This window comes from Mycolicibacterium fallax (assembly GCF_010726955.1).
GTDB lineage: Bacteria > Actinomycetota > Actinomycetes > Mycobacteriales > Mycobacteriaceae > Mycobacterium > Mycobacterium fallax.
Genome location: NZ_AP022603.1, coordinates 3,977,878 through 3,989,355, shown reverse-complemented (window position 1 = coordinate 3,989,355; position 11,478 = coordinate 3,977,878). Strand labels below are relative to the sequence as shown.

Sequence of the window (11,478 nt, the reverse complement as noted above, 5' to 3'; positions counted from 1 at the left end):
CCGGTTGCGCCCCGGTTCGGGGCAACCCGGCCGGCCAGGGGATACCGTGGCGTCGGCGGCCCGCTCCCCGCGACGGGCCTGGACAACCGATCCGGGATGGGTGGCGACGGCAATGAGAAACAGCAATGAGCAACCTTGATTCATCCCCCGTTGAAACGGTGTGCGGCCCGTCGTCGGCACCGGCGGTGGAACTGCTGCGGCCGCGCGAGGTGCCGTTGGGCGGGCCGCGCGCCATGATGGTGCGCCGCACCCTTCCGCAGCGGCAGCGCTCGCTGATCGGGGCCTGGTGCTTCGCCGACCACTACGGCCCGCAGGATGTCCGCAGCACCGGCGGGATGGATGTGGCCCCGCACCCGCACACCGGGTTGCAGACGGTCAGTTGGCTGTTCCGCGGCGAGATCGAGCACCGCGACAGCAACGGCATCCATGCGATGGTGCGCCCCGGTGAGCTGAACCTGATGACCGCCGGGGCGGGCATCTGCCACTCGGAGGTGTCGACCCCGGCCACCACGGTGTTGCACGGCCTGCAGCTCTGGGTTGCGCTGCCCGACGCGGCCCGCAACACCGCCCCGGATTTCGCTCACCATGTGCCGCCGCCGGTGCGCGTCGACGGCGTCACCCTGCGGGTTTTCCTCGGCGAACTGGCCGGCGACCGGTCCCCGGTGCACACCTTCTCGCCGCTGCTGGGCGCCCAGCTTGACCTGCCGGGCCGCACCGCGATCCAGCTCGAGGTCGACGAGTCCTTCGAGCACGGCGTGCTGCTCGACCGCGGCGTCATCGAGGTGGCCGACCAGCCGCTGGAATCCGGCGATTTGACCTACCACGGGCCCGGCCGCCGGGAGCTGACCATCCGCAACACCGGCGAGCAGCCGGCCCGGGCGATCCTGCTCGGCGGTGCGCCGCTGCACGAGAAACTGTTGATGTGGTGGAACTTCGTCGGCCGCAGCCACGACGAGATCGTCGAGTATCGCCGGCTCTGGGAGTCGCACGACAAGCGGTTCGGATCGGTCGAGGGCTACCTCGGCTCGCCGGCCCGGCTGCCGGCGCCGCCGCTGCCCACCACCCGGCTGCGTCCCCGCTCGACCGGCGGTCGCTGAGCCTGCCCCCAGCGAACTGACGGTCATTTCTGTGCGTCTGCTTCGGCTATTCCAATGATCCGGGTCACACCTGTAAGGTTTTTCTCAGGGGAAAGCGCCGGCGAAGGACAGACATGGTCACCCGAATTTCCTACCGATCACTGCTGACCGCGGGCATTGCCGGCGTGACGGCAGCCGCGCTGGTGGTCACTCCGGCGATCACCCCGCCGCCCGCCGCCGAGCAGCAGCCGGTGTCGGTGTCGGTGCCGGTGCGTCACACCGCCGCCACCGTGCCGATGGTGCTCAACTCCCCGCTGGGGCCGGCATCGGCGATCGTGCCGCCGACCACGCCGCCGGCCATCGCGAACCTGGCCGTCCCCGGCACCACCTCGGCGGCCTCCGACATCAACGCCGCGATCAAGAGCATCTACACCTGGGGCGAGAAGTGGGTTTCCTGGGGATTCGATGTGGCTACCTGGGCGGTCTCCTGGGTGCCCTGGATCGGCTGGTTCGCCGGCCAGATCCCGATCCTGTACGACTTCGGCGAGGCGATCGTCGAAAGCATCGTGTTCAACCTTGACGACTGGATCTTCGGGCCGATGTCCTTCGGCACCGGTCTCAGCAATGTCGTCGACGACACCGGGCAGGCGATCCGCAAGCTGGCCCGCGACGAGATCAACTGGCTGACCGGTTGGCTCCCGCCGCTGCCGCCGCTGCCCCCGATCGGCGGGTCGGCGGCGAGGGCGACGACGGCGGGCCCGCTGGCGGCGGTGCAGTCCTCGCTGTCGGAGCTGACCGAGAAGATCACCGCGCTCGCGACGAAGGCCGGGATCTCCCCGAAGCTCCCGACGGAGTTCACCGCCGCAGGGTTCACCGCCGCGGGACCGGAGTCCGTCGACACCACGCTGGCGAAGCTGCCGGTGCTCGGCGAGCTCGGCGCCGCGGTCACCACGCTGCAGCAGGCCGTCGGCGTCCAGAAGGCCAAGCCGCAGGCCGCGGCCGAGGACCCGCCCGCCGACGCCAAGATCGACGCCGACGAGCCTCCCGCGGACGCCGCCGAGGCCACCACCGACTCCGATGCCCGCCCCGACAAGCCGCTGCGCCGACTGCTGGCGATCAACCCCTTCTCGGCCAAGCGCGCCGGAACCGCCGGCCCGCTGCGGCTGGCCAACCGCGGCCAGGACCGGGCGACCGCGGCGGTCCTCGGCGAGAAGTCTGGCGAGAAGCCCGACGCGGCGTCCGGGCAGCTCGCCGACAGTCAAGACAAGGGTGCGCCGGAGACCGGCGCCGCGGGGTCCGGTGCCAGCCCGAAGCAGCCGTCGTCCACGGGAGCCAAGGGCCTCAACGGCGTCACGAAGGCCGCCGAGTCGTTGAAGCGGGCGTTCTCCGGCAAGCGCGACAGCGCGGGCAGCCGGTAGGACTCAGTTCCAGGCGCCGCGGCGCCACAGCCACCACATCGCCGGGGCGCAGCCCAGCGCGATCAGCAGCAGCGGTCCGGCGGCCAGCACGCCCGGGCCGCCGAACACCACGTCGTTGCCGGGGCCGCCGAAGGTGAACACCACGATGGTCAGCAGGAAGGTCAGCAGCGGCACCAGCACCTGACGGCCGGTGACCCGCTGGGCGGCCGCCCACACCAACGCCAGGTTGGCCAGGCCGACGGCCAGCGCCGAGATCGGGAAGGGCATCTGCCCGAGATAGGCGGGCAGGAAGAAGGCGCCAAGCACGGCGACCAGAACACCGTCGAGACCCAGCAGCCCCAGAAACAGGGCGTGGGATCTACCGGACGCGGGGTTGCGCGCGGTCAGGTCGGGATGCTGTCGAGCATCGCGGCAAGCGAGCCGATGACCCACTGGAAGCTGTCGGCGCGGTCCTGCCAGTGCTGAATGTTGGGATCCAGATCGGGGTCCATCCGAGCTTCCTTCCGTCCGCGGGTAGCGGACTTACCTTACTCCCCGGGTTTTCCGGAACGCGCGGTACCCGGCCGCCGCGAAATCTCAGACCCCGCGACGATGGCATACTTGTGGCATGGCTCGCACACGCCTTTCCACCACCGTCGACGCCGGCCTGCTCGACGCCGCACGTCAACGGCGGCCCGGAGGGACCGACGCAGCACTCATCGACGCTGCCCTGACCGCACTGCTCGCCGCGCACCGTGCCGGTGAGATTGACGACGCCTACCGCGCCTACGACGATCAGCCGCTCGATCAACCCGACGACTGGGGCGATCTGGCGTCGTGGCGCGCGGCCGCCGGCGCATCGTGAGCGGGTTCCCGGCACGCGGTGAGCTGTGGTGGAGCGAGCTGCCGGAGATCGGCCGGCGTCCGGTCGTGGTGCTGTCCCGAGATGCCGCAATTCCGCGCCTGCGCCGCGCGCTGGTAGCGCCCTGCACAACCACCATCCGTGGATTACCCAGCGAAGTGCTGCTGGAACCGGAAACCGATCCGGTACCGCGGCGATCGGCGGTCAATCTCGATTCGGTGGAGAGCATCGCCACCGGCATGCTGACCCACCGGCTGGGGCGTTTGGCCGACGACCGGATGCGCGCCATCAGCGTCGCGTTGGGCGTCGCGACGGGCTGCTCCGGGTAGGGCGGCTATTCGCCCCCGAGCTCCAGCCCGCCCAGCAGGCAGGTCTCCAGCCCGTCGTCGCCGCGGGGGCCGAGTTCGCCGGCGACCAGCGCGTAGTGCTCGTAGCCGACGATCGGCAGCGCCAGGTTGTTCGACAGGGCGCACGCCCGCGCGGTGGGGCCGACGATGACCTGGGTGCGGTAGGCGTCCAGCGCACCGACCTTGGCGGCCAGCTCGGCGGTGCCGTCGATGACGGTGGTGATCTGCTCGTCGGGGTAGCCGAACTCCGCGTCACCGGGCAGCACCCAGCCGTCGCACAGGTCGGCGGGGCCCAGCGCCGCGCCGGCGTTCTGCCAGGCCGCGCGCGAGGTGATGGTCCAGTAGAACTTCGGCACCGTCCACGGGTCACCGGGGAACGCGTCGGTGCCGGCGGCGGCCACCGCCGCGGTGGTGATCCGGTGGGCCTGGATGTGGTCGGGGTGCCCGTAACCGCCGACGGGGTCGTAGGTGATCACCACGTGTGGGCGCAGCTCGCGCAGCACGGCCACCAGCGCGCCGACGGCCTCGGTCTCGTCGGCGTCGACGAAGCGGACCCGGCCGTGCCGCGGCGGGGTGCCGGCCATCCCGGAGTCCCGCCAGCGCCCGGCGCCGCCGAGGAAGATCGGGTCGTCGATGCCGAGCAGGTGCAGCGCGGTGGACAGCTCGGCGATGCGGTAGCCGCCGAGTTGGTCGGCCTCGTCGGCGACCAGCTGCGCCCAGCGTTCGTCGATCACCTCGCCCTCCTCGCCGAGGGTGCAGGTGAGCACGTTGACCTGGGCCCCTGCCCCGGCGTAGTGCGCGATGGTGGCGCCGTTGTTGATCGTCTCGTCGTCGGGATGGGCGTGGACGAAGAGCAGGCGCGGGCGCTCGGTCGGCATGCGATCAGGGTAGCCAGGTTTCACTCGCCCCATCGCGGCTCCCGCCCACCGGCGCCATGCGATACTCACCCGGGGCGACGACATCGGAGGGAATCATGAGGACAACGACGCGTGCAATCGCGCTTGCCGGCGCGGTCGTGACCGCATCGGTGGCCTTCGCAATTCCCGCGGCGGCCAACGACTTCGAGGGTCAGTACACCTTCGACATGGGCGGCGAGCCGACGACCTGGACGGTCCGGCCCTGCGACGGCGGGCCCACCGCGCCGTTCAATCAGTGCGTACGGGTGGCCGAAACCGGCGGCGAGAATGCGCCGTGGGAGGCCCAGGCGAACTGGGCGGTCGGCTACTGGACCCTGCGGGTGCAGCGGCCCGACGCGATCAGCTGCGACGACGGCTCGAAGATGCCGAGCCTGGTCACCTATTCCTGGAATGCCGTCACCCTTGAGGGGCAGATGGGCTTCAACTTCGCCGGCGGCTGCGGCGATGCGCCGGCCGCGAGCCTGTGGGCACCGTTCCAGTTGACGCCGGGTCCGGCGCCGCTGCCCGACGAGGCGGACGCCGCCCCCGAAGACGCCGCAGCCCCGCAGGCCGAGGCCGCGCCCGAGGAGACCGCACCCTTGGCCGCCGAGGCGGGGGCCTGACTGCAGGCCCAGTGCCCGTGACCGGGCACTGGGGCCCCAGAGCGCCCCGATGGCTCGCCGATGCCGTCCATTGCTCTCAGTGAATCCACACCCGTCCGCCCGCGGGCCGAGTAGTCACTACTTGCCCGAATTCTGGACATAATCAGACTTGGTGAAATGCAGTTCGGCTAAGCATGACGTTGCCGGCTCGCGCTGGACCGCCGATCTCAGATCCATCTCGGCGCGTTCGCGATGCGCGGCGCACCTGCGAGTACGCCATTCTCGCCGGTTCGACAATCGCCCGCAGCGCCGATCACGGGACGGTCTCGACCGAACCAATGGTAGCCACACTAATTTGCGGGCATAACTTGGCATACTTCACATCGCCAATATGTGCTATTCGACTCGTTCGAAATTTATTTGCGTTTGCAATACCAGATCTTTTCGGCCGCAAACATCGCAAATTCGATGCCCCGGGAACACTTCTCTGCCTCTCAGGTCGGGCGTAACTTTTGCAATTGCGCCGCACCGGCGTCCATTTCAAAGGGGGCAATCATGACCAATCACAAGCTCGCCACGGGGGGCAAAACCACATTGCGCGGAGCGGCCCTGCTGGCCGCGCTCGCCTCCGGCGCCCTGACCGTCGGGGCCCTGACCCTGTCGGCGCCGGCCAGCGCCAGCTGCGCCTCGATCAGCGGGGTCAAGGTGGGGTCCTCCGACTGCAAGAGCACCGTCGGCAACTATTCGGTGGGTGTGGGTAACATCGCCACCGCCGACGCCAAGGGCGTCGGCAGCGGTGCGATCGCGGTCGGCACCGGCGCCAAGGCGGTATCCGACGGCAACTTCAATCTGTCGTACGCAAACGGCGAGAACGCGGAGGCCTATACGCAGGGCAACCTGAATCTGGCCGTCGCGCAGGGCAAGTATGCGTTTGCGCGGGCTGGAGATACCAAGTCTGACACCGGCAATGTGGCGATGACCGTCGGCGACTACAGCGTGGCCTACGCCGACAGCGGCGGCGGCAGCACGCCCGGAATCGGGAACCTGGCGCTCAACCTCTTCGGAAAGGGCACCGGCCTTGGTGCAGGCCAGCAGACGGCTGTGCTAGCTCAAGGAATCGGCAACCGGGCGATCAACGTCGGCGGCGAGAACAACGGAGTCGTTGCCGGCGGCATCCTCAATGGCGCCACCAACCTGGGAGGCAAGGGTAACTCGGTCGGCGCCTACGACGCTCTGAACAATGCGCTTCAGGTCGGAGGGGATGGGAACCAAGTCGTGGCTCGCACCGAAGCCACCGGCCCCGTCTCGAAGAAGCCCGGGTTGAATACCGCGTTCAGCGTCTTCGGCAACCACAACGAGGTGGTCGCGACCAAGGGCCCGGGCGCCGTCGCCGGCAACCTCGGCGGCAGCAACAACACCGGAGCCAACGCCATCACCCGCGACAAGCCCGGCATCACCGTCAACAAGGTGAAGCTGCCCTGATCGACACCCATCCGGTGAGCTGAGGCTCGCGGCACGACGGAACTACCCCGGTGGGGCGTGGAGATCTCCAGGCCCCACCGGGTGTCTCCACACGATTTGCACGAATCCTGCTCAGGGGAGGGCAGCACATCATGAACAAGCACGGGGGAAATCACCGGCAGGCCCGGACCGGAATCACCGGGACCGTCATGCTGGCAGCGGTATCGGGAGCATTGGCCGCCGGCGCGATCGCCGCGTCGGGCACCGCCAGCGCCAGTTGCGCATCGATCAGCGGGGTCAAGGTCGGCAGCGGCTGTGACAGCACCGCCTCCAGTTTCGCGGTGGGGGTCGGCAACGGCGCTCAGGCCAAGTCGCAGGGCGTCGCCAACGGTGCGGTCGCCGTCGGGGAGAACGCGACGGCTCTGGCCGTCGGCACCTTCAACCTCGCCTACGCCAACGGGAAAGACTCCGTTGCGGTCGCCGGCGGGGCGCTGAATGTCGCCGCGACACAGGGCGACAACAGCGTCGCCGTGGCGGCCGGCACCGGAAACCTCGCCCTCAACCTGGGCAAGAACGCCTTCGTCGTCGGGCAGGGCACCGGAAATGTGGCCCTGAACGTGGGCGACGGCGACATCACCGGGGGCACCATCGACCCCGACGATCTCGACGATCCCAATAACGTGCCGGTGCCGGCCGGGTTCAACGTGGTGCAGGCCTCCGGGATCGGCAACCTGGCCGCCAACCTCGGCGGCAAGGGCGCCATCGTGCAGGCGGCCGGCGGGCTCAACCGCGCCCTCAACGTCGGCGGCACCGGCAACAGGGTGACGGCGACCAACAATCTCGACATGAGCAAGCCGTTCAAGCTCAGCAACATCGGCCTGAACACCGCGATCAACATCGGCGGCAAGAGCAACACCGCGACGGCCGGCCCCGGACCCGGTGCCACCGCCATCACCGCCGGCGGCAGCAACAAGACCGCGGTGCAGCAGAAGTTCGGCATCAAGTTCAAGTAGCCGTTGCCGACGCAATTCCGATGTCGGCGCAGAAACCACTTAGTTTTGCGCCGACACCGGAAATTCAACGCTGCGCGAATTGATTCGAACAGGCTCGCTATCGCCCCCCAGGGGTGATGGAGCACGTACCGAAAACGTGTTCCATCACCCCGCCGTCGTCTGCGCCGACCTATTCACCACCCCGGCGCAGACCCACATTTACCTCCCCCAATTGGTTCCACAATCAACTACCAAAAATTGCCGAAAATCTGAGCTGAAACTGAGACACCGGGGTTACGATCTCAGCATCGGTACAACCGATATAGGGGGTTTTACATCATGGGGATTTCCATTCGGTCCTATCTGACCGCCGGGGTGGCGTGCACGGCCGCGGGAGCAATCGCGCTGACTCCGCTGAGCCTGCCGCCGCAGCACAACGAGACGGTCCTGGTGCCGTACTCCGCGTCATCGCCGGTGCGACTGGCCGCACTGATCAAGCCGAAGGACATCGACGCCGTCGTCGAGCAGTTGACGTCGACCGTCACCGACGTCATCGGGCCGTACGCCGACTCGCTGACTCTGGCGCCGTTCACCACGGTCGCCGGCCTGCTCAACCAGGTCATCGACGTCAACTACACGCTGTGGAGCGCGCTGACTGCCGCGTCCTCGGGATCGCCGGAGTTGCAGGGCCTGTTCGAGAGTGTCGGCAACGGCATCCTGACCGCCCTGGGGGATTTGGGGGATCCCCTGCAGGACGCACTCGATGTGGTCAACGACTCCAACGTGAACGGGCAGGAGGTCCTCGCGCAGGCACTGACGTATTCGCTGACGGCGGCGCTCACCGCCGTGGCGGGCATCATCAACGACCCGACCAGCGCGGCCAGCTATCTGGGCGCGCTTCAAGCCCCGCTTGGAATCGGGGCGAACTTCGCGCTCGGCGTCAACGACGGCGCCGCCGACCTGATGTTCCCGGTATTCGGCCTTCCGGTGATCGGGATCGGCGCGGGCCAGGGCCTCGCCTCTGCGGCGCTGGGCGGCGCCGACAGTGCCCTGGGTGCCACCGAACTGCTGGCCACCAATGAGAACGAGGTGCTCGGCGCGCTGGTCGGCGCGATTCGCACGGCGACCATTCAGCCGACACTCGCGGTATTGGCATCGGCCAACCCGGTGCTCAACGCACCGCTGGTCGCCGCCCTGGTCGCCACCGGTGTGCTGACCGGCAACGCCATGGACGACAACGGGACACCCGATGATCCGTACGATGACTATTGGATCGACACCGGGTTCCCGGTCATCATCGGGGCGACATCATCGGCGCTGACCGGCGCATTGGGGGCGATCGGTGCGGACCCCCTCAGCCCGCAAAGCTATGCCGCAGCGCTGTGGTCGCTCGGCAACGGTGGACTCAACGTGGTCGACGGCGGCATCACGACGATGACGACCATGGCGCGGATTTCCCTGGGGGCCGCGGTCATACCGGTCCTCGGTGGGGCGATGACGGCTCTGCCCGGCCTCAACACCGCCATCGGCACCGCCGCAACGAGGATCCTGAAGGCGATCGGCGTCGAGGACGAGATCGCCAACGCACCATCGGAGTTCGCCACCAAGATGAACGCCGCCATCAACGACGTCGGCACGACCGTTGGCGAAGGCCTGGACAAGGCCGACGACGCGATCAAGGACCTCGACGCTGAGGCGCTTCACCTCACCGGCGAGGCCCGCGGCGCACTCACCGACGCTCTCGGTGTCCAGCCGCCGGCTCCGGCACGCATGTACCAACAATCGAGCGTGCCGGCCGATCCCGTTGTGCAGGAAGAGATCACGCCCGAAGGCGACCTCTCCGCGCTGCAGGATGTGGCGGACCAGGATCCGCAGGCCAAGCGCGAGTCGTTGACGGTGGAGTCCTTCACCGCGATGCTCGCCGCCGACTCCGATGGCGCGACCGCGCTCCGTCGGGCTCCGCGCGCGACCATGCGGGCGGCGGGCGAACTGCGCCGGGGCGTGAACAAGGCCGGGCGCACCACCGCCGCCGCCTTCACCCAGGCGGGCAAGGACATCGTCGACCCGGCGATGCGGGGTGATGTCGAGGGCACGATCCGCGGGGTGGCTAAGGCGCCGAAGACCATCGCGGGCGGGCTCCGCGACGCCGGCACGCAACTGCAGCAGAGCGTGACCAGCGCCCGCCAGGAGTTCAAGAAGACGATGCGCGGCGATTCCGGCGGCGGCTCGACCTCCACGGTTGAGTCCGACAAGGCCAGCTGACGATAATCCAGGGTTCTCAGGGGGCCCTTCCGCACCGCGGAAGGGCCCCTGTTGCTGTCCCGATTCGCCGCAGCGGCCAGCAAATCAAATTAGCCGTTCTTTCTCAGCGGCCACTCAGCTAGAATGAAGAGGCCACTAAGACTGCAGCCAATGGGGGGCCCGTGCAGAATTCTGCGCGCGCATGCGTCGGCGCCGGGATATCGATCCTGGTCGCCGCGGCGATCTCCCTTGGCCCGATCAGCCTCATGCCCGACGACATCGCCGTTCCGCAGCGCACCGTCGACGTCGACCCGACCGCACTCGACATCGATTCGGCCAGCCTCTACCGCGCCATCGCGCAGTCCGAGAAGGGCTCCGCGGACCTCTCGACTCCCGGCGCCGGAGCAGCCGCGGACGTGACCGCGCCGGGTACCCCCGACCGGACCGCCACCGCTCCCGACGACGTGGCCTCGGTGCTCGCCAACCTGGCGCTGGACGGCCCCGACACCGATACCGTCCCGTCGAACCGGCGACCGGCCGTGCCGCCGGGCCTGGCGATCTCCGAGGGACCCGATTCACGCAAGCACGACGTCGGCGGGTTGCTCGAGGGCGTCGCCGGCGGGCCCAGTGCCCCGACTCCCCCGGCCCGCGAGCCGGCCGAATCGCCGAATCCCGCGTCGGGCCCCACCCCGGACATCGATCCGAGCCTCGACGGCCCGGCCGAGCCCAGCGAGGTGCCCGCCCAGTCCGAACCCAATCCGGCGAGCGAGCCCGGTCCCGCTGCGGCGACGATCGATCCCGAAGCCGCCGGCGAGCTGGCGGCCTCGGACCCCGGCAGCCTGCGGACCAAGGCAAAGCGCCCCGACCGCCGCGCGCTGTGGCCGCTGCCCGGCCCGGCGGCCAAGGCCGACGCCGACGACGCCGAGGGCGCCGACGGCCCCAACCGCTCGTCCGGCTCGGAGATCGGCAAGCGGATCACCGAGCGCGCACAGTCGGCGGTCCGCGACATCGAACGGTCGGTCCGCAGGGCCATCGACGGTCTCCGGCCGCGCCGATCCTCGTCGTCCAGCCCGGGGGAATGAGCCGCTGCATCCGCGGTGCGGTGTCGAATCGCGTTCCAATCCTTGATATTTCGCGATTGACGACGGCCATCATCCCTCGGATGGGCAGCGTCTTCGGGTAGGTTTATCCAGTGATCATCACTGGCGCCTTGCTCGCCGAATCCGCATCCGTCGTCGACAACAAGCTCAACGTCACCGGCGGGGTGGTGTCGAAATGCCGAGCGGGGCAAGAACGTATCTGCAACCCCATGCTGGTCGTCCTGCTCTCCTCCGAGCCGGGCGAGACGTCGGCTACCATCGATCTGACCGTCACCGGCCCAGTCGGCGGCCCCCAGCACGCCCAGGTGCCGGTCGCCGAGGCCAGCCTCGGCGGTGAGGTGGGCTTCATGCTGCTGCCGCTGGCACTGGCCGTTCCCGTCGACGGCCGGTATCTGATCTCGGTGGGGGCTGCGGACGGGTCGATCGAGCTGCCGCTGGAAGTGATGGGCTGAGCGGGCGGAAAACCCGACACGCGCCGGGCAGGTTGTTTCTGCAGAGCACCAG

At 69.1% G+C, this 11,478-nt stretch carries 13 protein-coding genes; 10 read left to right on the top strand and 3 right to left on the bottom strand.

Features of this window, described 5'->3' with window-relative positions; translation table 11 throughout:
- The first annotated feature begins 125 nt into the window (after nt 1-125).
- Entirely contained in the window at nt 126-1,097 is a 972-nt protein-coding gene (locus G6N10_RS19210) for a pirin family protein (protein WP_085092493.1), read from the top strand.
- A 113-nt stretch (nt 1,098-1,210) separates the two neighbouring features.
- A complete protein-coding gene (locus tag G6N10_RS19205; RefSeq protein WP_085092494.1) occupies nt 1,211-2,494 on the top strand; it encodes a hypothetical protein in 1,284 nt (427 codons plus the stop codon).
- 3 nt (nt 2,495-2,497) lie between these two features.
- Here G6N10_RS19205 and G6N10_RS19200 read toward each other — a convergent pair whose 3' ends face one another.
- Nucleotides 2,498-2,800 (bottom strand): hypothetical protein, encoded by a 303-nt coding sequence (locus G6N10_RS19200; protein ID WP_308206034.1) that lies wholly within the window; start codon nt 2,798-2,800, stop codon nt 2,498-2,500.
- Between the two features lie 301 nt (nt 2,801-3,101).
- Between G6N10_RS19200 and G6N10_RS19195 the strand changes: the two genes are divergently transcribed.
- Together G6N10_RS19195 and G6N10_RS19190 are read left to right on the top strand one after the other, a co-directional pair.
- Nucleotides 3,102-3,338 carry an antitoxin MazE5 gene (locus tag G6N10_RS19195; RefSeq protein ID WP_085092496.1) on the top strand — a complete coding sequence of 79 codons (237 nt, stop codon included), beginning with the start codon at nt 3,102-3,104 and terminating at the stop codon, nt 3,336-3,338.
- Nucleotides 3,335-3,664: a type II toxin-antitoxin system PemK/MazF family toxin gene (locus tag G6N10_RS19190; RefSeq protein WP_085092509.1), complete on the top strand. Its 330-nt coding sequence runs from the start codon at nt 3,335-3,337 to the stop codon at nt 3,662-3,664. The genes G6N10_RS19195 and G6N10_RS19190 overlap by 4 nt, the downstream gene beginning before the upstream one ends.
- A gap of 5 nt (nt 3,665-3,669) precedes the next feature.
- On the opposite strand, the gene mshB is transcribed toward G6N10_RS19190, so the two are convergent.
- Nucleotides 3,670-4,560 carry an N-acetyl-1-D-myo-inositol-2-amino-2-deoxy-alpha-D-glucopyranoside deacetylase gene (mshB, locus tag G6N10_RS19185; protein ID WP_085092497.1) on the bottom strand — a complete coding sequence of 297 codons (891 nt, stop codon included), beginning with the start codon at nt 4,558-4,560 and terminating at the stop codon, nt 3,670-3,672.
- A 95-nt stretch (nt 4,561-4,655) separates the two neighbouring features.
- On the opposite strand from mshB, the gene G6N10_RS19180 reads away from it, so the two are divergent.
- Both G6N10_RS19180 and G6N10_RS19175 read left to right on the top strand, forming a co-directional pair.
- Entirely contained in the window at nt 4,656-5,201 is a 546-nt protein-coding gene (locus G6N10_RS19180) for a hypothetical protein (protein WP_179962857.1), read from the top strand.
- Nucleotides 5,202-5,735: 534 nt separating this feature from the next.
- Nucleotides 5,736-6,662: a hypothetical protein gene (locus G6N10_RS19175; protein WP_085092498.1), complete on the top strand. Its 927-nt coding sequence runs from the start codon at nt 5,736-5,738 to the stop codon at nt 6,660-6,662.
- 151 nt (nt 6,663-6,813) lie between these two features.
- Here the strand turns inward: G6N10_RS19175 and G6N10_RS19170 are convergent, their stop codons facing one another.
- Nucleotides 6,814-6,966 carry a hypothetical protein gene (locus G6N10_RS19170; protein WP_163742601.1) on the bottom strand — a complete coding sequence of 51 codons (153 nt, stop codon included), beginning with the start codon at nt 6,964-6,966 and terminating at the stop codon, nt 6,814-6,816.
- A 16-nt stretch (nt 6,967-6,982) separates the two neighbouring features.
- Between G6N10_RS19170 and G6N10_RS19165 the strand changes: the two genes are divergently transcribed.
- The 4 genes from G6N10_RS19165 to G6N10_RS19150 all read left to right on the top strand — a co-directional run bounded on the left by G6N10_RS19165 (nt 6,983) and on the right by G6N10_RS19150 (nt 11,426).
- The gene (locus G6N10_RS19165) at nt 6,983-7,654 is read left to right on the top strand and encodes a hypothetical protein (RefSeq protein ID WP_085092500.1); all 672 of its coding nucleotides are present in this window, start codon (nt 6,983-6,985) and stop codon (nt 7,652-7,654) included.
- A 429-nt stretch (nt 7,655-8,083) separates the two neighbouring features.
- Complete coding sequence (locus tag G6N10_RS19160; protein WP_133055061.1) at nt 8,084-9,895, top strand: hypothetical protein; 1,812 nt, start codon at nt 8,084-8,086, stop codon at nt 9,893-9,895.
- 161 nt (nt 9,896-10,056) lie between these two features.
- Nucleotides 10,057-10,956 (top strand): hypothetical protein, encoded by a 900-nt coding sequence (locus G6N10_RS19155; RefSeq protein WP_133055062.1) that lies wholly within the window; start codon nt 10,057-10,059, stop codon nt 10,954-10,956.
- Between the two features lie 110 nt (nt 10,957-11,066).
- Nucleotides 11,067-11,426 carry a hypothetical protein gene (locus tag G6N10_RS19150; protein ID WP_085092503.1) on the top strand — a complete coding sequence of 120 codons (360 nt, stop codon included), beginning with the start codon at nt 11,067-11,069 and terminating at the stop codon, nt 11,424-11,426.
- Nucleotides 11,427-11,478: the final 52 nt, after the last annotated feature.